This window comes from Blautia sp. MSK17_66 (genome assembly GCF_020538025.1).
GTDB lineage: Bacteria > Bacillota > Clostridia > Lachnospirales > Lachnospiraceae > Blautia_A.
In genome coordinates this window covers 21,020-41,034 of sequence record NZ_JAJBNQ010000030.1, presented here as the reverse complement: position 1 = coordinate 41,034, position 20,015 = coordinate 21,020, and the positions used below count along the sequence as shown (strand labels likewise).

At 38.1% G+C, this 20,015-nt stretch carries 26 protein-coding genes; 13 read left to right on the top strand and 13 right to left on the bottom strand.

The features are described from left to right. Positions 1–42: 42 nt before the first annotated feature. From LIR34_RS14920 to LIR34_RS14885, 8 genes are all read left to right on the top strand, one after another. Entirely contained in the window at positions 43–636 is a 594-nt protein-coding gene (locus tag LIR34_RS14920; protein WP_055056411.1) for a type IV toxin-antitoxin system AbiEi family antitoxin domain-containing protein, read from the top strand. Further along, positions 637–1,572: a nucleotidyl transferase AbiEii/AbiGii toxin family protein gene (locus LIR34_RS14915; RefSeq protein WP_237998141.1), complete on the top strand. Its 936-nt coding sequence runs from the start codon at positions 637–639 to the stop codon at positions 1,570–1,572. After that, complete coding sequence (locus LIR34_RS14910) at positions 1,565–2,257, top strand: response regulator transcription factor (RefSeq protein WP_002594745.1); 693 nt, start codon at positions 1,565–1,567, stop codon at positions 2,255–2,257. Before LIR34_RS14915 ends, LIR34_RS14910 begins: the two co-directional genes overlap by 8 nt. 5 nt (positions 2,258–2,262) lie before the next feature. Next, the gene (locus LIR34_RS14905; RefSeq protein ID WP_173686032.1) at positions 2,263–3,180 is read left to right on the top strand and encodes a sensor histidine kinase; all 918 of its coding nucleotides are present in this window, start codon (positions 2,263–2,265) and stop codon (positions 3,178–3,180) included. 134 nt (positions 3,181–3,314) lie between these two features. After that, positions 3,315–4,241 (top strand): ABC transporter ATP-binding protein, encoded by a 927-nt coding sequence (locus LIR34_RS14900; protein ID WP_173686033.1) that lies wholly within the window; start codon positions 3,315–3,317, stop codon positions 4,239–4,241. Beyond that, positions 4,234–5,028: an ABC transporter permease gene (locus LIR34_RS14895; RefSeq protein ID WP_173686034.1), complete on the top strand. Its 795-nt coding sequence runs from the start codon at positions 4,234–4,236 to the stop codon at positions 5,026–5,028. The genes LIR34_RS14900 and LIR34_RS14895 overlap by 8 nt, the downstream gene beginning before the upstream one ends. A gap of 12 nt (positions 5,029–5,040) precedes the next feature. Further along, a complete protein-coding gene (locus LIR34_RS14890) occupies positions 5,041–5,859 on the top strand; it encodes an ABC transporter permease (RefSeq protein ID WP_173686035.1) in 819 nt (272 codons plus the stop codon). 2 nt (positions 5,860–5,861) lie between these two features. Beyond that, positions 5,862–6,323, top strand: coding sequence for a hypothetical protein (locus LIR34_RS14885; protein WP_173686036.1), 462 nt, complete (start codon positions 5,862–5,864; stop codon positions 6,321–6,323). 186 nt (positions 6,324–6,509) lie between these two features. On the opposite strand, the gene LIR34_RS14880 is transcribed toward LIR34_RS14885, so the two are convergent. After that, a complete protein-coding gene (locus tag LIR34_RS14880; protein ID WP_173686037.1) occupies positions 6,510–6,749 on the bottom strand; it encodes a DUF6061 family protein in 240 nt (79 codons plus the stop codon). A 312-nt stretch (positions 6,750–7,061) separates the two neighbouring features. Between LIR34_RS14880 and LIR34_RS14875 the strand changes: the two genes are divergently transcribed. The 3 genes from LIR34_RS14875 to LIR34_RS14865 all read left to right on the top strand — a co-directional run bounded on the left by LIR34_RS14875 (position 7,062) and on the right by LIR34_RS14865 (position 7,898). After that, positions 7,062–7,172: a VOC family protein gene (locus LIR34_RS14875; protein WP_244092339.1), complete on the top strand. Its 111-nt coding sequence runs from the start codon at positions 7,062–7,064 to the stop codon at positions 7,170–7,172. Positions 7,173–7,190: 18 nt separating this feature from the next. Next, positions 7,191–7,514 carry a VOC family protein gene (locus LIR34_RS14870; protein WP_244092338.1) on the top strand — a complete coding sequence of 108 codons (324 nt, stop codon included), beginning with the start codon at positions 7,191–7,193 and terminating at the stop codon, positions 7,512–7,514. Positions 7,515–7,610: 96 nt separating this feature from the next. Then, positions 7,611–7,898, top strand: coding sequence for a tyrosine-type recombinase/integrase (locus tag LIR34_RS14865; protein ID WP_330597755.1), 288 nt, complete (start codon positions 7,611–7,613; stop codon positions 7,896–7,898). A gap of 124 nt (positions 7,899–8,022) precedes the next feature. Here LIR34_RS14865 and LIR34_RS14860 read toward each other — a convergent pair whose 3' ends face one another. Next, on the bottom strand, positions 8,023–8,661 hold the full coding sequence (locus LIR34_RS14860; protein WP_008705300.1) for a DUF1847 domain-containing protein: 639 nt from the start codon (positions 8,659–8,661) through the stop codon (positions 8,023–8,025). A gap of 813 nt (positions 8,662–9,474) precedes the next feature. Between LIR34_RS14860 and LIR34_RS14855 the strand changes: the two genes are divergently transcribed. After that, positions 9,475–9,654 (top strand): hypothetical protein, encoded by a 180-nt coding sequence (locus tag LIR34_RS14855; RefSeq protein ID WP_330609240.1) that lies wholly within the window; start codon positions 9,475–9,477, stop codon positions 9,652–9,654. A gap of 60 nt (positions 9,655–9,714) precedes the next feature. Further along, positions 9,715–9,924, top strand: a complete 210-nt coding sequence (locus LIR34_RS14850) for a DUF6219 family protein (RefSeq protein WP_117640132.1) — start codon at positions 9,715–9,717, stop codon at positions 9,922–9,924. A gap of 74 nt (positions 9,925–9,998) precedes the next feature. Here the strand turns inward: LIR34_RS14850 and LIR34_RS14845 are convergent, their stop codons facing one another. The 11 genes from LIR34_RS14845 to bsh form a co-directional block, all read right to left on the bottom strand. Continuing rightward, the gene (locus LIR34_RS14845; protein WP_173903133.1) at positions 9,999–10,562 is read right to left on the bottom strand and encodes a hypothetical protein; all 564 of its coding nucleotides are present in this window, start codon (positions 10,560–10,562) and stop codon (positions 9,999–10,001) included. 237 nt (positions 10,563–10,799) lie between these two features. Further along, positions 10,800–11,045, bottom strand: a complete 246-nt coding sequence (locus LIR34_RS14840) for a hypothetical protein (protein WP_330585630.1) — start codon at positions 11,043–11,045, stop codon at positions 10,800–10,802. A 5-nt stretch (positions 11,046–11,050) separates the two neighbouring features. Then, positions 11,051–11,230, bottom strand: coding sequence for a hypothetical protein (locus LIR34_RS14835; RefSeq protein ID WP_227240109.1), 180 nt, complete (start codon positions 11,228–11,230; stop codon positions 11,051–11,053). A 253-nt stretch (positions 11,231–11,483) separates the two neighbouring features. Then, positions 11,484–12,056 carry a CDP-alcohol phosphatidyltransferase family protein gene (locus tag LIR34_RS14830; protein WP_161286579.1) on the bottom strand — a complete coding sequence of 191 codons (573 nt, stop codon included), beginning with the start codon at positions 12,054–12,056 and terminating at the stop codon, positions 11,484–11,486. Beyond that, on the bottom strand, positions 12,046–13,110 hold the full coding sequence (locus tag LIR34_RS14825; RefSeq protein ID WP_173903132.1) for an FUSC family protein: 1,065 nt from the start codon (positions 13,108–13,110) through the stop codon (positions 12,046–12,048). Before LIR34_RS14825 ends, LIR34_RS14830 begins: the two co-directional genes overlap by 11 nt. A gap of 33 nt (positions 13,111–13,143) precedes the next feature. Next, positions 13,144–14,187: a HAMP domain-containing sensor histidine kinase gene (locus LIR34_RS14820; RefSeq protein WP_005347239.1), complete on the bottom strand. Its 1,044-nt coding sequence runs from the start codon at positions 14,185–14,187 to the stop codon at positions 13,144–13,146. Continuing rightward, positions 14,187–14,897, bottom strand: a complete 711-nt coding sequence (locus LIR34_RS14815; RefSeq protein ID WP_173903131.1) for a response regulator transcription factor — start codon at positions 14,895–14,897, stop codon at positions 14,187–14,189. Before LIR34_RS14815 ends, LIR34_RS14820 begins: the two co-directional genes overlap by 1 nt. Next, positions 14,876–16,309 (bottom strand): phospholipase D family protein, encoded by a 1,434-nt coding sequence (locus LIR34_RS14810; RefSeq protein WP_173903130.1) that lies wholly within the window; start codon positions 16,307–16,309, stop codon positions 14,876–14,878. The genes LIR34_RS14815 and LIR34_RS14810 overlap by 22 nt, the downstream gene beginning before the upstream one ends. 290 nt (positions 16,310–16,599) lie before the next feature. Next, positions 16,600–18,159, bottom strand: a complete 1,560-nt coding sequence (cls, locus tag LIR34_RS14805; RefSeq protein WP_173903129.1) for a cardiolipin synthase — start codon at positions 18,157–18,159, stop codon at positions 16,600–16,602. Positions 18,160–18,194: 35 nt separating this feature from the next. Next, positions 18,195–18,875: a GTP pyrophosphokinase gene (locus LIR34_RS14800; RefSeq protein WP_161286584.1), complete on the bottom strand. Its 681-nt coding sequence runs from the start codon at positions 18,873–18,875 to the stop codon at positions 18,195–18,197. 38 nt (positions 18,876–18,913) lie between these two features. Further along, complete coding sequence (gene bsh / locus LIR34_RS14795) at positions 18,914–19,891, bottom strand: choloylglycine hydrolase (RefSeq protein ID WP_161286586.1); 978 nt, start codon at positions 19,889–19,891, stop codon at positions 18,914–18,916. Positions 19,892–20,015: the final 124 nt, after the last annotated feature.

The following is a 20,015-nucleotide window of genomic DNA, read 5'->3' as shown; positions in this document are numbered from 1 at the left end:
TGCTAATATATATTATCATATTAGCATGAAAGGAGAATCTATATGACTCAATTTGAAAAATTAGATTTGTTATTGCGTGAATGTGGAGGGACAATTCAGACATTTCAAGTCCTAAATAATGGAATTAGTAAGTCTGTGTTTTATGCCTATGTGAAGGAACGAGGATTAGAGCAAGCTTCTCATGGTGTGTATGTATCACCTGATACGTGGACAGATGCGATGTTCCTTTTGCATTTGCGTTGTGGTCAAGCTGTATTTTCTCACGAAACTGCATTGTTTTTTCATGATTTAACGGACAGAGAGCCTTTGAAATACACCATAACAGTAAGAACTGGATATAATCCAAGCCGTTTGCAGGAAGACGGTTTTCAAGTGTATACAGTAAAAAAGGATTTACATGAAATAGGGATCACAACTATGCTGACATCATTTGGACATTCAGTTCCGGTTTATGATATGGAGAGAACGATTTGCGATCTGCTTCGCAGCAGGAAAAATATTGAAATGCAGGTATTCCAAGATGCATTAAAGCAATATGCGAAACGTAAGGATAAAAACTTACGGATGCTTATGAAATACGCAGCTATGTTTCATGTTGAAAAGATACTAAGACCATATTTGGAGGTGTTACTTTAGATGATAACAACGGCAAGACAATTAAAGGATTTGGTTCGTAATCTGTCAAAGAAAAAATCCGCAGATGCACAGATTTTGATGCGGAATTATATGATGGAACGTTTTTTAGAACGAATTTCTTTATCAGAGTATAAAAATCAGTTTATATTAAAAGGTGGGATGCTGGTGGCGGCAATGGTCGGTCTGGATGCCAGAGCTACTATGGATCTGGATGCTACCATAAAAGGCACTAATGTCAGTGTGGAGGATGTAGAGATGATTATATCCAAAATTATATCAATCCCTCTGAACGATGGTGTCTTGTTTCGGATCAAACGGATATCAGAAATCATGGAAGAAGCAGATTATCCGGGTGTTCGTGTAAGCATGGAAACAAAATTTGATGGAGTAATCACACCATTAAAGATTGATATTTCTACAGGAGATATCATTACACCAAGAGAAATCAAGTACAAATTTAATCTTATGCTTGAAAATCGCACAATCGAGGTATGGGCATATAATCTGGAAACGGTATTGGCTGAAAAACTGGAAACTGTTATTAGTCGAAACGTTACAAATACACGAATGAGAGATTTTTATGACATCTATATTTTACAAAAACTGTATGGGGAGCAACTTTCAAAAGATGTATTAAGGGATGCACTTGTTGCTACCGCTAAGAAGCGAGAAACATTAGAACAGATAGAAACTGAAGACATAGATGAGGTTTTTGACGAGATTCAATCCAGCTCTGTTATGGAAAATCTATGGAAAGTTTATCAAAGAAATTATTCTTACTCTGCTGACATTCCATGGCATACAATTATGAAATCAATTCGCACATTATATGAAATTATATCAAAAAATACATATAATGTATTGCAGTTCGCCAAGAACGTAGAAAAGCCGAATGACGGAACAACAAAACAAGGGAAGGAGTTGCATCATGAATAAAATCCTGATTATAGATGATGACAGAGAACTGTGTGCTTTGATTAAACGCAGCGTACAAGCAGAAAACATAGAAGCTGATTTTTGTAATACCGGGAAAGAGGGTTTACAGAAATTAAAAGAGCAGGAATACCAGCTTGTAGTGCTGGATGTGATGATGCCCGGTATGGATGGCTTTGAAACGCTGGAAGAAATCCGCAAAGAGAACAGCCTGCCGATTTTGATGTTCACATCCAAAAATGACAGCATTTCTAAAGTGCGGGGCTTACGAGCCGGGGCGGACGATTATTTGACAAAACCGTTTGATATGGACGAACTGATTGCCCGTATTGCGTCCCTCATTCGCCGCTACACCCGTTTTAATCATCAAGCCGGAGCTGTGCAAAAACTGGATTTTGATGGATTGCAAATTGACCTTGAAAATCGTTCTGTTACGACGGAAAATGGCACTTTTGAACTTCCACCAAAGGAATTTGATCTGCTCCTGTACTGTGCAAAGCATCAAGGAAAAATTTTGACAAAACAGCAGATTTATGAGGAAGTTTGGGGCGAAGAATATTTCTATGATGACAGTAACATTATGGCGATTATCAGTCGGCTTCGTAAAAAATTAGAAGTCAATCCTTCAAGCCCAAAGTATATACAAACGGTCAAAGGGATTGGCTACCGGTTTAATAAGGAGGTGTAGTCAGTATGGAAATCATTGTATTCTTGTCCATTGTGATTGCTGTTGGGGCTGTATTGACTTCCATCGTTCTCGTTCGGCGTGTAAAAAAACAAATAGCAGAAATGACCGATGTGCTGGTTGATGTGAAAAACGGAAATGGCAACCGGCGTATTCTATCTGCAACAAATGAACTGACAGCACCTCTTGCCTATGAAATCAACGAGATCGTTGTGGCCTATGAAAGCAGACTTTCAACTGTACGGCAGACAGAAGAAACCAACCGCCAGCTTATGACGAGCCTTTCCCATGATGTGCGAACGCCCCTTACTACTCTGATTGGGTATCTTGACGCTGCACACAAAGGACTGGTCACAGGAAAAGACCGGGATGATTATATTGAAACCGCCCGCCGGAAAGCCCATGATCTGAAAGAATATATTGATGTACTCTTTGACTGGTTCAAGTTAAATTCAAACGAGTTTGCTTTGGAAATCCAGAGCGTTGAGGCCGCAGAGCTGACAAGAAATATCCTCATTGACTGGATACCGATTTTTGAGGATAAACAGGTTGAGTATGACATCGATATTCCCGAACAGCCTGTCCGGGTAAGATTGGATATGGACAGCTATATGAGGATTGTCAATAATCTCATTCAAAATGTAATCGCTCACAGCCATGCAGACAAAATCAAAATTGCCCTGTCAAAGAAGGAAAATAACATGGAGCTGCTGCTGGCGGATAATGGAGTGGGAATTGAGAAGGAAGATTTGAAACACATTTTTGAACGGCTCTATAAGTGTGACAAAGGACGGTCTGAAAAAGGAAGCGGTCTTGGTCTTTCTATTGTCCATCAGCTTGTAGAAAAGATGGGTGGGAGTATAACAGTTGAAAGTTTGCCGGGAAAAGGAACTGAATTTATGTTGCTTTTTCCTTTGGAGAGTTAAGCGGGTTCCCGTCTTTATGGCGGGAGCCTTTGTCATTTTACTGGATTTCAAATTGCAAGGTTAATGCAAGGTTGCGGCAAGGTTAATGCAAGGTTGGCATGATAGAATACCTTACAGAACAGGAGGTTTTGAATATGGATACAAATTATATCATTGAAACAAAAAATCTGACGAAGCAATACGGCTCACAAAAGAGTGTGGCTGACTTAAATATCCATGTGAAGCGTGGGAGAATTTACGGTCTGCTGGGCAGAAACGGAGCCGGAAAAACCACTACCATGAAAATGCTGTTGGGCTTAACGAAGCCGACTTCCGGGGAGGTCAAAATCTGGGGAAAGTCTTTGCAAGGGAATGAAAAGAAGCTGTTGCCCCGTATCGGAAGCCTGATCGAGTCCCCCGGTTTTTATCCCAATCTGACCGGCACAGAGAACCTGCGTATCTTTGCTACTCTGCGGGGCGTACCAAACAATCATGCTATCAAAGATGCTCTGGATCTGGTAGGACTGCCCTACAAAGATAAAAAGCTCTTTTCACAGTATTCTCTTGGTATGAAGCAGCGGCTTGCCATCGCCCTTGCCGTTATGCACGATCCGGAGCTTTTGATTTTGGATGAGCCGATCAACGGCCTCGATCCCATCGGTATTGCAGAAGTACGCTCCTTTATTCGGGAGCTTTGCGACGCAAGAGGAAAAACTATTTTGATTTCCAGTCACATTCTTTCGGAGATTTCTTTGCTGGCTGACGATATTGGAATTATCGACCACGGCGCGTTGCTGGAAGAAGAAAGCCTTGCTGAGCTGGAGCAAAAAAGTAGTAAGCATATCCGTTTTATGCTCTCTGATACTGCACAGGCGGCAAGAATTTTGGAACGCAATTTCCATGAAAACCATTTCTCCATACAGGACGACCACAATCTGCGCCTGCACAACCTTGATCTGCCTGTGGGGAAAATTGTAACTGCCTTTGTAGAAAACGGATTGGAGGTATCGGAGGTGCATACTTGTGAAGAAAGTCTTGAAGATTACTTCAAGCGTGTGACAGGGGGAGAAGGAATTGCTTAAACTAATCAAATGCGAATTTTTGAAATTAAAACGGAAGCCATTGGTATTTATTTCCCTACTGCTTTCTGTTTTCATGCCATTGGCTTATGCTTTCTTTCTGGCAGATGTAAACACTGATGTGGATGCTGTAAATGGAGTGATGTCCAGCCTATTCCAGCTTAGTGCATATTTGCTTTTGATGCCGCTTCTTGTGATACTGGCTTCGAATCTGTTGTTTGAGGAACTTGATAATGACACACTGAAAAACCTTGTTACCGTACCGGTAAATAGAACCAAGCTGGTGCTGTCCAAGATGCTGGTTTTACTGTTGTTTGCCGTTGGCTTTATGGCAGTTGGAGGATTGGTAAATCTTGCGGTTTTGTTGTTTCAGGGTTGGGAACCGGTTGGGTTTTGGACCTTGTTTGGCGTTGGAATTGAAGAAGGGCTGATTATGTGGGTGGGCGCACTTCCCTGTATTCTGCTCGTTGTTCTTCTTAATAAAAACTATATCGTGTCTGTCGTGATTACCTTTTTCTATACGATTGCGAATTATATCCTTTCCATGAACGATATGTTTCTCACACAGCCTTTTGGTTTGAACATAGGAACCCTGTTTCCGGGGCCGCTGGCCTTCCGCTGGACATTCCAATTTTATGACCAAAGCCAGACCAGTGTGGAGTTAGCAGATTTGTTGGAACGGGTCAGTCCGTATTTTCTGAATGGTGTTCAGGTATTCGGTGTGATTATTGTGGAAGCCATTGTATTTCTTACGCTGATTGCATTTGTTTACCGGCGACAGGAAATCTAAGGGGGTGTGACTATGTGGAACTTATTAAAATCGGAATTACTGAAACTGCGCCGGTGCCAGATTCTTTTGGTAGGGCTGGTGGCACTTGCACTCTGTCCTTTGGTTCAGTATGGAAGTCAGTTGATTGTGGAGGCAGAGTACCGAAATCCAAATTATGATTTTTCTGCACTATTTGAAAATGTTGTTTGGGGAAACACTCAGATATTCCTTCCAATTTCACTGGTAATGATCGGAGGATGGCTTATAGACAGAGAATCCACTCATGATACACTGAAAAACATCATGACAATTCCTGTTTCTATGCCGAAAATGTTGGAAGCTAAGTTACTTTTAGTCGGTATGCTTGCAGTTCTGCTGGGAATATACAGCGTTGGCATTACCTTGATTACTGGATTGACGGTTGGATTATCGGGACTGACAGCGGAAGTGTTTTTTCATGGAGGTACGCAGATCGTGTTAGCGGCTCTGACGACCTATTTGGTCTGTATGCCGCTGATCCTGATTTTTGGGCAGATCCGAGGGGCATATCTGGGCGGTTCCATTCTGGCGTTCTTCCTTGGATACAGCATGTTGTTTTTCAAAAGTGGTATCCTTGCCAGCATCTATCCGTTCTCCGCTGCGCTGATTTTAGTGGGATTTGACATGAGTGAATATGCCGGAACAACCACATCCTCAACCCCTTTGTTGGCGGTCATTGGGGTTGGCATCATGGTTCTCTGGGCGGTGCTGTTGTTACTGATGTCCAGTAACAAAAAAGAAATGAAATCCCGTAAACAGGCAAATGCCAAGGGAAAAGGAAAGCGTGCTGTACGCAGGAAAGGAAGGCGATAGCTGTGAAGAAAATAGTTTTATCATTATGCCTGATACTATTGGGTGCTTCTATGCTTTCAGGTTGTACAAAAGACGAATTTCTCGATCAGTATAACAATATTGTTCAGTCTGCTGGTTCCATAGCGCTTACCGGAAATTCATCCTTACAAGGTACGAAAGAAAAAGGAATTGATGATTATACAGGAAGCTATACAGCCAACTATGAGGATTTTTCAGATACAGAGTATTTGTTCGGCGGAACTTCTATAAAGCGTGAAGCTGGTAAGGATCTGTCTATTGACTGCGCGCTGGAGGTTACGGAGGGAACTGCAAAAGTATTTTGGATTTCTGGAGCTGATGAAGCAGTCACTTTGTTTGAAACAACCGGAACATATAGTGATACAATTACACTCCCTGAAGGTGGAAACTATATCGGCATTGAATGTGAGAATTTCACTGGAAACATTGAATTAAATATTGAATAATACTCTGCGGGACGACGGCAAAAGAAAAAAAGCCGTCGTAGAGCAGACATATTTTTATGCCCATTTGAAACGGCGGCTTTGATTTTCAGAGCCGCCGTTTCTTTGCGTTTACACAAACCTATGATGAATTTTCTGGAAATATTGTAGCTAATAGTGATTTAAACGACTGTTGTATTTGTTTAAAAATCAAAATATTTCTAATGAGTCTTCCGCATCTACCCACATCTGTAGATTTCCATCAAGATATAACCTTGTATATTCAAGAGGGTCATCAATGGCGAGTGCGTTTAATGCACAGTCTGATCCAGGTGTAGTCTTTAAATTCTTTTCAGCTTCCCAGCAGTCAATGCGAAGCATATAGCCGGCACTGGTATAAACATCAATACTGTTGCACTGTGGATTGTATTCTGCAAATATTGTTCTCATCGTATCCCATCTCCTTATGATTCAATCGATCATTAATTGTAAAAATTAAGAAGCATTCCAATCAGTTCACCAAGTCAGTTTTATTTTGTGTTATACTATTTTATATAATTTTTTTGCCCTTGTATTTTCCCTTATCAGAGTTCGTAAACACTGGTGGGACGATATAACACAAGGGAAACAATAAGGGAAAACTCACCTGTGACAAATCCAGTGTTTTCAAGGGCTTGCGGAGAATTTAATAACAAAATATAACAGTTATTAAATCTCTTAAAACAGGTGAAATCTCAATCGGAATTTACAGGAGAAATATATATGGTTGGAAGAATTTATCATGTAGGACTAACGGTTTCTGATTTGGAACGCTCAATTGCATTCTACAGAGATGTCCTTGGGCTTGAGTTTCAAGGAGAGATTTTTATGTAAGGCGAAGAAACAGATAAAATGTTTCGTAGAGTAAATTGCAAAGCAAGGGTCGCTTATTTGAATGGCTCCAAGGCTGTTGAAGCACCGCCAGTTGAGCTGATTCAGTTTGTAAACAACGAAGTAAAGAAAGTTCCCTCTGATTTGTTTACAACATCTATCTCGGAAGTATGTTTCTACACAGATGATATTGATTCTGCTTACAAACATCTCGTAGATAATAATGTGGAGTGCTTGTCTGAACCGCAGTATTTCGATTTTAGAGCAGATGGATTTGGGGAAAGTAGAGCTTTTTATTTTAGAGACCCGGATGGAATCATTCTTGAGATGATGCAGCCGCTTTAATGAAAAATGGTAAGTACAGGAAAGCGGCAACTTTCAGTTTGTCTGGTTGTCCTTTGAGAGGGGAGAAATCCTCTTCTCAAAGGGCTTTTTCTATTTATACGGATATTCGCAAACTACAAGACAATCCGAAGAATTATCCGTGATTGCAATGATGAGCAGTTTTTGCACAGTGATGAACCTGATGTGTTACTTCCTCATTTTAGCTGCCACTCGCTTAGACATACATTTACAACAAGAATGTGTGAAGCTGGAGTAAATATAAAGGTCATTCAAGACGCACTCGGACATTCAGATATTTCAACTGCACTGAACATCTATGCTGATGTTACAAAAGAAATGAAAGCGGAAGAGTTCAAAGGATTGGATAGCTACTTCAAAGTATAATATTGGACTTCACATACAGAAAGAGAACATACAGAGTGTTGTGTGTTCTTTTTTTCGTTGGATAAAAAGAGAAATGCTTGAATGGGATATCTTTATGTATCTTTAAACGCCCAAATTAGAAATATTACTCTTCTTCACTCTTCTTCAACTTCGAATAATAACTATCCGCAGTATAAAGCGCCGCCACCGGATTATGCCCCAATACACGGTCTTTCGTCACTGCTGTCGTAGTCAGTGCCTCGGAATATTTGTAAAACAGACTGTCATGCCCCACACAAAGTCCGACCACAACATTCAGGTCCGTCTTCGCCTTGTTCAGAAGCTTTGCCTGCAGGATCGGATTACACATATTCACACCGACACCTTCGCAGCATTCCGGGATGCCGACCGATGTCTTCTTCTGTGTTCCGGCTTTACAGCCGACACCATACACCTCAAAGCCATGTCTGCGCAAGATATCTGCCAGGATACGGCTTTCTTTCAACAATCCGACACAGGTTGCGATCCCGATCTTTTTCGCATTAATCTTCTTTGCAAAATCCATGATTTCTTCGACACGGGTATGTTTGCAGTAATTCTCATACTCTACTTCAGCTGCAGCGATTGTTACTTTGCGGTTCTCGTCTTCATTGTAGCATTCCATAGCTTCATTTAGAACTTCTTCATCCATGTGTGTTGTCAGACAGAAATCCGGATAGGTTTTATCCATTTTGTTGCAGTTTTTTACTGCGCAGTCGATACAGGACATGTCTTCTTTTTTCATTTTTTCATTCTCCTTTTGTATACCTTGGTATCTACAGAGGCCTGCCACTGGCAGATTCTCTAGATTAAGCTTTACTTTGTAAAATATCCGCTATTTACTTCATAATAACAAATACTTATACTACAGACAATGGTTTTCCGTTTTTATTTTCTTATTTTTTGTAGTTCTTTTCTATGAGAAACGTTCCCCGATTCAGGATTGATTTGTCATGAATTGTCGATTCTGATTTTTGAAAAATTATTGAAAATTATCTTTTTAAACTTGAAGATATATAACAGTCTCTCTGATAGACCATCATCTTTGGATTTATACTATCATGTATAGGTTATTTCGTCAATCAAAACATTTATCCACTTCCCTCATTTCAATCCCAGCTCTTTCAATACCTCAGCCGAATACCAGCTACATGGAAGCCAATAAACCATGCAACAGCGGTTCTTTTATTCGCCAGTATATGCAATTTCTATCTCATAGCCGCCGTTCTCATAGTAGGCGTGGGAAAAATAGTATCTTATTGTTATTTCTGAAATATAAAATTTGAATCATAAAACTTCTTTCCCTCTCAAATCCATTTTTACCAAACCAACTACTAACAATCCAATAAAAATTGCCGTGTCCACAAATAACAGTACAACAACACTTTTTACCACTCCGAAAGTAAAAAGTATGGAGAAGATTTCCACTGACAACACAATAAAACACATATAATTTGTCAAATACTCTGTTATAATTTCTCCATAATAATTGTTCATCTGCAATTTCGCATGGGAATTTGCTCATAAATATTGTGGTAAAGTCTGGTATGTCTGTGGAATGGTTATGTTGCCGATAACAGTAATATTCATGCTTTTAGTGATTGGAAAAAATGAAGATTGTGTTGGGAGTATAGGAGGAATTATCTGTGGTGTTCAACTTATTCCTTTAATTGGGTCTATTCTCCCAACAGAAATAGCATTAAAAAAGAATTTTGATAAGAATGGAACAAGACGATAAATTCAAGTTTGCATATTTCTAAAAAAGATGTATGATATAAAAAAAGCTCAGGAGGTTCAAATGAAATCACATAAATACTGGTCTATCGGTGCGCTGGTTTCCATGATCGGAACTTGCTACACCGGCTATAAGAATATGAAATCAGCGCATAAATATTGTGCATTCAGTTCACTGATCTGCATGGCTATGGCCATTTACTCTGGTCATAAAATGATTTCTGGCAAATCCAGAAAAAAGAAAGAAACTGCAGCTGAAGAATCTGCGGAATAATAAGAGGAATAGGGGAGTATTCCATTATATATAAGCCTGATGGAAAGGGGAGATTCCATCAGGCTCTTTCAAATCTACTCTTCCGTTTCTGGAAAAGATGGCTTATATCGTTTGTTTGCAGACTGTGGCACTACGATTTCAAAAAAATAATATCCCATATACCGGAGAGCTGCTTTTTTCTTCCGATAAAAACTTGCCCGGCTCATCCCCAGTTCAAGCATAATTTCCATATCTGTCATTTTTCTATGCCTGCAGAAGCAGCCATAAAGCACATCATAATATTCTGTTCCAAAATTCGGCGTAAAATATTTTACCAGTGTCATTGCCCGGTTGACCATATCACAAAGTCCATAGATTAGAATGATATTGTTTACTTCTTTTTTCAGTTTTCCTAAATTCATGCGGTAATCATAGGCATCCATATACTGAAGGGCATAGGCCATATTCTCATTGATCTTTTCCTGACACTCTTGCTCTAATTCATCCAAAACCATCTGATTTTCCAAAATCAAATCCTGATAATTGTTCATCAGTGTTTTAATCTTTTCATAGTACAGATCCATTCTCTCTTCTGTATGTTGTGCTGCATTTAATGTAATTTCCTTAAACGATCTAATCGCATAATCTCTCTCTGTCATTATCAAAATCTCCTTTTTTCGTATTGAATCGTCTTTCTCTGACGTTCTACACTCCCATCCCTGTGATTTTGACGGAAGCTCAATAAGAATTATTCTTGAGCAGAGCCACATCTGCATGGACAATATAGTGGGTATATTGTTTCATGAACATAGATGTAATGCCCTTATATGTCAATCTGAAAAGAGCAAAAGGGAAAGGTCAGCTCTTCCGCAGATCCCATTTTCTTTCTTAAATCTTTACGCACTCTTGCGCTCCATAAACCATTTATCAAATTCATAATATAAATGGCATTCCTTACCATCTACCATTACTGTATACATGATTCCAGTACCACCTGCCTTACGACTCGCACATCGTTCTTTTGATTTTACTTTATCAATGATGTACTTCGTTCCATCTTCCCAGATAAATTCTACGGGCATCATAACACCATCAGTACTAAATTTTACGGTTACTTCAACATATACTTTATAATTTTCCAAAGAACTTACCTCCCATTAAAATATCCTACTGGATGTACCGTGTGGGATTTCTGTGCATCCAAACTTGATAAGACTTTATCCTGATACATAAATGCTCTCTGGACACTGTGATAACCAAACCGTCGTCTGATTTCATCTACTGCTCTGTCTAACTTCTCCTGTTTTTCTCGACGTTGTTCATTCATAAACAAATCTAACTGCACCGGTACTGTTCCCATTACCAGATCATCAGCACGAATGCCAAGGCTTCTGATCGGACGTGACCAATGATAATTTTCCTTGAATGAAAAGCCTAATCCCCCAGCTATGCTGGGGGATTAGGCTTTTCATTTAAAATTTTATTAAACCGACTAAAGACTCCATAGTTTGTGTGTTTGACTTACTGTTTATATCTATCTTCTCCTAAATATTTTTCTAGTCATTGCAATATAAAATTGCTTATACAGTCTCTCCCTTAAGAGTCCTGGTATTTTGGATAATATACAGAGCGACCGATATGACCATCATTATAGCGCACAAACCAATCAACAGATCTGATACCATCGGTGTAATGTGGAACCATATAATATGCACCGCTGCAGTTCCATATAATAAAAAGGTTACTATCTTTCCATGCCAGTCTGCACCATGTACTTTTCCTGTCTTTCGTATCACAAGACATCCACTGACTACCATATACAGCTCCTTACCTGCCATTATTACGATTAAAAGAAGCACATGCGGAAAACGAGTAAACAGACAGATTAACATCGCTGCCAGTGTCAGCTTATCAGCCACCGGATCAAGTATTTTTCCTAAATTACTAATCCTATGGAATCTTCTTGCGATATATCCATCAGCAAGATCCGTAAGACCAGACAGCAATAAGATTTCACCAGCTAACAGAGGATTTTTCTTTACACAATAACTCCATATAATTACCGGAATCAGACAAAGCCGAAAAAAAGAAAGAAGATTAGGAACCGTAATAATTCTATTCAAATTTTCTTCCTGATTCACTTCACTCTGCATGTACGGTCACCTCACTTTCCTTTTTTTTAGACATAAACCAATAAAATATAACACAAAATGCTAAAGCAAACACAACACCAAAAACATTTTGAATCACTCTAAGACTAACCGCTCCTTGTAGTCCATAAGTCTCTGCAGCAATGGCTAAAGCACCAAATGTGTTAAATACTGCCTGCCAGCCATATTGTGCTGAAAATCCTACACCAATTCCACCAAGAATTCCTATATATGCATAGATTGACGAAGGAAGCAGAAAATATAATACTGTAAAACATATAACACCTGCAATATTTCCGACAATCCTTTTACGGACTCTGTAGTGCATATCTTCCATAAACGGCAAAATCGTGGACATGGCCGCAATACCAGCCCACATTGCACGTGGCATATTACAAAGTTCTGCAATGCAAAGGACAATCGGTACGCATAAAATCTGACATATCTGCCATTTTGTTCTGGAAGAAGTGATATCAAATTCTTGTATCAGATCTTTCAGATTTCTTTTATAAGTTCTGTTTTTATGATTTCGATAAAATACGAAGCAGGTAAGTGCTGCACCTAAAGCCATTCCGACTAATCGCATCTGATAGCTTTTTCCCGTAACATCATAACCATATAGCAGCAGATACCCAAGAACCAATGTAGATTGATTAAACATAAATGGATTATGGCATCCGAACAGAATCAACACAGCCAGTGCCGCAATATTTAACAGCATTCCCAATACCGGTGAAAACTGATTTGCTAAATGCGGACATACAGTCATAATTACAAAGAACAAAGCCAAAAGCATCGTAGATTGTCCGGTGTGGATCCCCAGATCCGCATTTCTAAACACCATGAGACATAATAAGACTACTACACCTACAATGCTGTTCTCATTTCCAAATAGGATGCTGAAAATACTAACAAAGAAAAAACAAAATGCCATTGTAACAGCTATCTTCACCAGATATACCCACATATGATATAATTTTTCTTTTAGTGTTTCACTCTTTTTCAACAGGTTTTTAGAACCTGCCTGATTTAACTGCAACTCCTGATAAAATGTCATATAAATCCTCCCATCTTCTAATTTATCTTAAAACTATATAATCTCATCTTTCTGCTTTGGCAGCTCTATAACAAATCTGCATCCACCATATTCACGGTTTTCTGCTTTGATTGTTCCTCCGGCACTATCTACAATCCGTTTTACAAGTGCAAGACCTAGGCCATTTCCTTCTGCTTTATGAGATCCATCTACCTGATAGAACTTGTCAAATATTCTGGATTTTACATCATCCTCTATTCCTGGTCCTTCATCTTCCAGAATGAACTTAACAGAATCCTGTTCTTGTTTCAGAAACATCGTAATTGTCCCCTTTGAAGGGCTGAACTTAATCGCATTATCCAAAAGATTTATCCAGATATGCATAAAAAGTCCTTCATTCCCAGTATATTTAACTTCCTCCAATTCTACCTGAAAACCAATTTCTTTTTCTGTCCATTTTGTTTCCAATGAAAGAAATGCCTGGCGGATCTGTTCATCCAGACGATATTCTGTTTTTTTCATTGGTATATTCTGATTCTCTAACTTGGATAACAGCAAAATATTACCAACCAATCCGGAAAGTCTTTGGGTGTTAAATAAGATTTTTTCTACATATTCCTCTTGATCCGGAGACAGTTCTTCTCCCTGAAGCAGCATTGTATACCCTTCAATGGCATTAATCGGGGTCTTAAACTCATGAGAAACATTAGATACAAAATCCATCTGCAGCACCTCTGTTGCACGAAGTTCTTTTGTCATAACGTTAAAACTTTGATAAGATTCTCCAACTTCTGCTATACGGCTGTTCGTTTCCAAATGCTGTTCAAAATCTCCCTGAGAAACTTCCTTCATTGCTTTACTAAGCCTGGTAATTGGTTCCAGTAACTTTGCATTGATAAAGGAAGTGATCAGCCCTGCAATCAATGTATTGAAAATCAAAAGCCAGCCAAGCACAGGTATGCTACCAGGCAGATTAAAAAAATGATTCAAAAAAGCAAATAATAACGCAGATATGACTGTTGAAAATACGAGTGCCAGCCAGATTGCACCAGTCAGACAGGATCGGATCCGCAATCCTTTTTCTTTCTTTTGTTCCATTATTTTTTCACCACCTTGTATCCAATTCCACGCATTGTTACGATTTCAAAATCAGGGTTATCTTTAAAACGCTCCCTGATTCTTCCTATATGTACCTCTATCGTATGTGGGTCTGCCTCCGTCTCGTATCCCCATACTTCATCCATCAACTGTTGTTTTGTAAATGTTCTGCCTGGCGAAGCTGCAAGCTTATATAAAAGCAGGAATTCTTTTTTAGGCAAAACAAGACTTTCCTTATCAGTTGTAACCGTCATTGCATCATAATCAAACTCTGTTGAACCGATCACAATTTTGTGTTCATTCAGTATCTGTGCACGGCGAAGCAGTGCTCCGACTCTTAAAACCATTTCATTCACATTTACCGGTTTTACCATATAATCGTCACTTCCCGAAAGAAATCCCTGGCGCATATCATCAAAGGAACCTTTCGCAGTGATCATAAGTACCGGTATCTGATATCCTGCTGAACGGAGTTCCGACACCAGTTCATAACCATCCATAACCGGCATCATAATATCAGAAATGATCAGATCAATATATTCCTTATCCAATACTTCTAATGCCTGTGCTCCATCCGATGCACTTTTGACTTGATATCCATTCTTCTCAAGCACTTTTTGGAATAGCTGGCTTAATTCTTTATCATCTTCTACAATCAATATTTGAAACACGTTTTCCTTCCTCCTTATTAAAACAGATACCTTGACCATCCAAGCAGATGCTGTACCAAAAATATTTTTCTCTGACGTTTCTTTGTTAATTCGATTGGCTCTACATGATATGGATCACGATAGGTTCCATCTTCCAATACCTGGCGGGACACTCTTTCATATTCCATCATGCCCTCTTCCAACTGTTTATTAATATCTTTACTGCGAATTACAAGCATCAGTTCCGTATCCAGATATGCACTTCTCATGTCCATATTAAAGGAACCGATTACAGACAGATCATCGTCAATCAGAATACTTTTTCCGTGGTATGAATAACCGCCTTCATATTCCCAGATATTAATTCCTGTACTTAAGATTCTATTTCTGTTTTTCGCATAATCGGCAGCCCCAAATGGATTCCCATTATTCGCAACTGAATTTGTCATGATAGAAAAATCTGAAACGTTCTCTGCAATCTCCTCCCATGTATTATACATCATATCATTACAGATAATATATGGCGTGTGGATCTTCACACGATTTTTTGCATTTTTCATCAATTCTCCCAACTGATACCACACTACTGGTTCTTTGGAACCTGTGTGAATAGGATTTGACACTAATGTAATCTTTTCTGTCTCAAAAGTTTCGTCCGTATAATTGGTCTCGCAGATTCTTTCCTTATTCTCTTCAAAATATTTCTGATAGCTGTTCTGCAGCTCTAAAACTGCGTTCTTTACAGATTTTCTATTTGCCAGTTTTTTATTGTTATGAAAATAACCACAGTCTTCCTGATTCCATATGGTTTCAAAATACTCTGACAACTGGTTAACTGAATTTTCTTTCTCAGGTTCATCGCAAACCACTAACACGTCTCTGTCATAGTTCTTATGTCCCGGAAAATCACCCAGGAAATAATTGTATGTATTTCTTCCCCCAAGAATATATCTCTTTCCATCTGCAATCAGATATTTATCATGCATTCTACCCATCATTTTCCACGGTTTCAACGGATTGGCCTTATTATACAGTTTAATTTCAACATTCTCATGGGAAGATAATCCATAGAAATACGGATTTCCTTCCATATCAATCCAGCTCTCCATTCCATCTACTAACAGACGAATATGTACACCTCTGTCTGCCGCATCATGCAGTGCTCCTAAAATCAATTTTCCACTTTCATCGGATTGAAATGCAAAAGTAGAAAGAATAATTTCCTTTTTTGCATTCTTGATCAAACGCACTCTTTGTAAAAGCGCTTCTGGATTCTTTTCTATGATTACTGCCCGTTCTGTATTTTCACTGCATTCGTTCCATGACCCATTTTTTGTTTCTTTTTTGGTTGTATTGGACACTTCCGGCTGCTTTTTATATGCAACGCAGATTCCGAGCAATTCATAAAAAGCCACACATAAAAAAATTGCCAGTATAACAAGAAGGATTTTACATATTTTATGCTTTTTCATTGTACATCACCTGATTCCTTTTTATTTCATACTTATACAATACAAAGTCAATCTCAATTTAACCTCAACAAAATTTATTTTTCATAAAAAAATATGACCGGCTTCTTTTTAAAGAAACAGTCATATTTTTATTCTAATATATGAAGGAGCTTTTCTTACTCCGTTGTATTAATCACTATCCATGCAAAATCTTCTTTGTACAACAGACTGTTAGATATAGCAAAAACGGCCTTTCAAAAACAGTTAACTTCTAAATCAACTGTTTTTTGAAAGGTCGTTTCATCAGATTCTTATAGCAATCCAGCAAATAATCTCATAAATAATTGTCCCAGTCGCAAATATGCACTTCGTCCGGTTTGATATTGGTCTGTCACATCACGACATTCTCCCATCGTTCTTATCAGATCATTTTTTATTTCCACAACTGCCTGACAATCTGCCATAAAACAGCCGTTTTCAAAATGGTGATATAAACTTCGATAATCCAGATTAATTGTTCCACAAGTTGCCATACAGTCATCTGCCACACTCATTTTTGCATGACAGAAACCAGGAGTCCACTCATAAACACGAACACCATGTTTAACTAATCCATGATAAAAAGAACGAGTTATATTATAAATGAATTTTTTATCAGGGATACCAGGTGTGATAATTCTTACGTCTACCCCTCGCTTAGCAGCCAGACATAACGCATGCGTCATTTCATCTGTTATGATTAGATATGGAGTCATAAACCAACAATATTTTTCAGCTTTATTTATCATACTGATATAAACTTCTTCTCCTACTTGCTCATTATCCATAGGGCTGTCTGCATAAGGTTGAACAAACCCAGTTTGCTGTGCCGCATAATCATAGTGGAAAAGGTATTTACTAAAATCAGAATCATTAGCATCCTTATCACTTACTGCATTCCACATTTCCAAAAATGTCACCGTAAGCGACTGAACAGCATCTCCTTCTAAACGAATACCTGTATCTTTCCACTGTCCATACGGGTGTGTGTAATTAAAATATTCGTTTGCTAGATTATATCCACCTGTAAATCCGACTTTTCCATCAATAACTGTTATTTTTCTATGATCACGATTGTTCAAAAACAGATTTAAACCTGGCATAAACGGATTGAATACACGGCAATGAATTCCTATTGCCTCCATCTTTTTCACAAAATCTGTGTTAATAAAGCCTATAGAACCCATATCATCGTAGAATACTCTAACTTCCACACCTGCTTTTACTCGCTCTTCCAGAACATCTTGAATCTTATGCCATGCTTCAGCGTCTTCTATCGCATGATATTCCATAAAGATAAACTTCTGTGCTTTCTCCAAATCCTTAAGCTGTGCCTCTAATCCTTTCACTGCTTCATCAAAATACACAATATCCGTATTCTGATAGATTGGATACTGCGAATTTCTTTGTATGTAACTTGCTATATTTCCTGCTTTCGGAATTGTTTCTTTTATTTTGCTCAAACACTCCTGACTGTCCGGAAGCATTGGTAACAATTTGCTATCAATTTCTGCATATCGCTCACGCATTTTATGTGTGCCACCATTCAAACCAATCAACAAATACAGGCCTACACCCATAATTGGGAAAACTAGAATTAAGATGATCCAAGGCATTTTCATAGAGGATGTCTTATTTGATGCGTACAATCCCAAAACTAAGATCCCACTCAAAATCCTTGTAAATAAATTTATGATTTCTGCATATTCATTCAAGCGTGTTACGATAGTAATAATAAAAATCACTTCCAGAAGAATGCAGATTATGGAAAAACACAGCCGTTTTACCCCATTTTTTGTTTTTGCTTTGCCCTCTAAAGTATCTTGTTTCATATATATTCCACCTTCCTACTTGCTCAGTTTTCTCCCTAAATTTCGTGGAACATACCAATTTTGTCTTTTATTCTCTGCATTTCATTATCTGCTTCAATGATAGCTCTTGCAGAATGAAGTAATTCTTCACTTATCTCATCATAGCCAGGCATTTCTTCAATTCCTTTTTTATAGCGAAGTTGATGTTCCAATGTTGCCCAGAAATCCATACCATTAGTTCGAATCTGTAATTCTACACGCATAGGTGTTTTACCCTTAGCAAAAAATACTGGTATTTCAACAATCATATGATAGCTTCGATAACCATTCGATTTTGGATTTTTTATATAATCTTTTATTTCAATAACTTTAATATCATCCTGTTGGGTAATCAAATCTGATATCATATAAATATCGTCAATAAACGCACAAACTATTCGAACGCCTGCTACATCATTGAGATATGTCTGTATATTTTCTGTTGTAAATTCATATCCCATCTTCTGCAATTTATCGTAAATACTATTGGGCTGCTTAATTCTTGTTTTTATAAAAGAAATAGGATTTCGATTGTTCTCAACTGAAAATTCATCATCCAAAACCTCAAGTTTAGTTTGTATCTCCCTAATAGCACAACGATACATCATCATTAAATTATAAAATTTTGTAGCATTATTGAAAAACTGTAGTGATTCCGGACTGTTCATCCTGAGTTTTTTTACTTCATCTTTTGTCATGGAACTTTCCTTTCTACCTCATCCCTGATTTCAAAACATTATTTATTTTGATAGTTGATTCGTTCTCCTTGAATTACTGGATAACAAATCATTTTATCACTATCCAGATTTTCTACATGCATATCTACTGCACTGATCTGATGGTTTTCATAAGTATTGTAATAATAAATACCTTTTGTAACATTACAACACGACGTATACAATGTGATTTCATATTTTCCATCCGCTACTTCGCAACATCCTCGTTGCTGATCCACAGATCCGAGAATGTGGAAGAATTGGCTAACGCTTTCTTCCTCTGATTCACCTGAAATTGCATTTACCTTTGTAAAAGCTACACGTACAAAGCGTGAGGAAGATGAGAGATCTCCCGGAAGACCTAATCCTCCCATACCTCTACTATATGCATCAAGAGCCAAATTTTCGCAGAAAGTATTTCTGGGCTGTTTAGGAGATAAATACATATAATTATTTAGTTGAAACATCTGCTGTGGAAATGGCGGATTATTCGTAAGCACTCCTACTGGATTGTCATAAATATGCAAACCATCTGACATAGATTCTACCGTAATTGACTCATTCTCATCAGAAATGATCCAGTGTAATTGTGCTAATGGTAATTGCTCGCTGAAAGGAGTATTAACAATATTAATTCGTTCAAGAAGCTCGCGAACTTCAACTAAAGAAGAACACTGACTTAAAATCCACGGAATAAATTCAAACTGTGCAATATTTTCCACATCTGGCTTAAGCGCAGCATAAACAGCATTTCCGACAAAATTCAGTCCTGCCATTGCCACTCCTTTTTCATTCATAGCATCATAATACAAAGGATAATCCTCTGCAACATGAGCCATTCCAATAATTGCATAATGATTTTTCATATCGCCAACATGGCGAAAATTAAACGCATAATTACGTGGTGTAATTACTATCTGATCACCATAAGAGAATTCATAATCGAGGGTTCGTCCAAAGTAAAAATCTTTTGTTTTATAAGTTGCTGCTGTACACATGATCGTTTATCCTCCTAAATAGATTGAAATATGTCAATGAGTTTTTTCTTGAACAATATTATAGCACAATTCTTTTATTTTGTTCCAACTTCATACATGATCATAACATGTAAACTTTAAACTA

Excerpts from the sequence above, each read along its gene's own strand:
- LIR34_RS14920 (WP_055056411.1), top strand. The coding sequence starts at position 43 with ATGACTCAATTTGAAAAATTAGATTTGTTATTGCGTGAATGTGGAGGG.
- LIR34_RS14915 (WP_237998141.1), top strand. The coding sequence starts at position 637 with ATGATAACAACGGCAAGACAATTAAAGGATTTGGTTCGTAATCTGTCA.
- LIR34_RS14910 (WP_002594745.1), top strand. The coding sequence starts at position 1,565 with ATGAATAAAATCCTGATTATAGATGATGACAGAGAACTGTGTGCTTTG.
- LIR34_RS14905 (WP_173686032.1), top strand. The coding sequence starts at position 2,263 with ATGGAAATCATTGTATTCTTGTCCATTGTGATTGCTGTTGGGGCTGTA.
- LIR34_RS14900 (WP_173686033.1), top strand. The coding sequence starts at position 3,315 with ATGGATACAAATTATATCATTGAAACAAAAAATCTGACGAAGCAATAC.
- LIR34_RS14890 (WP_173686035.1), top strand. The coding sequence starts at position 5,041 with ATGTGGAACTTATTAAAATCGGAATTACTGAAACTGCGCCGGTGCCAG.
- LIR34_RS14880 (WP_173686037.1), bottom strand. The coding sequence starts at position 6,749 with ATGAGAACAATATTTGCAGAATACAATCCACAGTGCAACAGTATTGAT.
- LIR34_RS14875 (WP_244092339.1), top strand. The coding sequence starts at position 7,062 with ATGGTTGGAAGAATTTATCATGTAGGACTAACGGTTTCTGATTTGGAA.
- LIR34_RS14870 (WP_244092338.1), top strand. The coding sequence starts at position 7,191 with ATGTTTCGTAGAGTAAATTGCAAAGCAAGGGTCGCTTATTTGAATGGC.
- LIR34_RS14860 (WP_008705300.1), bottom strand. The coding sequence starts at position 8,661 with ATGAAAAAAGAAGACATGTCCTGTATCGACTGCGCAGTAAAAAACTGC.
- LIR34_RS14855 (WP_330609240.1), top strand. The coding sequence starts at position 9,475 with ATGGTTATGTTGCCGATAACAGTAATATTCATGCTTTTAGTGATTGGA.
- LIR34_RS14850 (WP_117640132.1), top strand. The coding sequence starts at position 9,715 with ATGAAATCACATAAATACTGGTCTATCGGTGCGCTGGTTTCCATGATC.
- LIR34_RS14845 (WP_173903133.1), bottom strand. The coding sequence starts at position 10,562 with ATGACAGAGAGAGATTATGCGATTAGATCGTTTAAGGAAATTACATTA.
- LIR34_RS14835 (WP_227240109.1), bottom strand. The coding sequence starts at position 11,230 with ATGAATGAACAACGTCGAGAAAAACAGGAGAAGTTAGACAGAGCAGTA.
- LIR34_RS14830 (WP_161286579.1), bottom strand. The coding sequence starts at position 12,056 with ATGCAGAGTGAAGTGAATCAGGAAGAAAATTTGAATAGAATTATTACG.
- LIR34_RS14825 (WP_173903132.1), bottom strand. The coding sequence starts at position 13,110 with ATGACATTTTATCAGGAGTTGCAGTTAAATCAGGCAGGTTCTAAAAAC.
- LIR34_RS14820 (WP_005347239.1), bottom strand. The coding sequence starts at position 14,187 with ATGGAACAAAAGAAAGAAAAAGGATTGCGGATCCGATCCTGTCTGACT.
- LIR34_RS14815 (WP_173903131.1), bottom strand. The coding sequence starts at position 14,897 with ATGGTCAAGGTATCTGTTTTAATAAGGAGGAAGGAAAACGTGTTTCAA.
- LIR34_RS14810 (WP_173903130.1), bottom strand. The coding sequence starts at position 16,309 with ATGAAAAAGCATAAAATATGTAAAATCCTTCTTGTTATACTGGCAATT.
- cls (WP_173903129.1), bottom strand. The coding sequence starts at position 18,159 with ATGAAACAAGATACTTTAGAGGGCAAAGCAAAAACAAAAAATGGGGTA.
- LIR34_RS14800 (WP_161286584.1), bottom strand. The coding sequence starts at position 18,875 with ATGACAAAAGATGAAGTAAAAAAACTCAGGATGAACAGTCCGGAATCA.
- bsh (WP_161286586.1), bottom strand. The coding sequence starts at position 19,891 with ATGTGTACAGCAGCAACTTATAAAACAAAAGATTTTTACTTTGGACGA.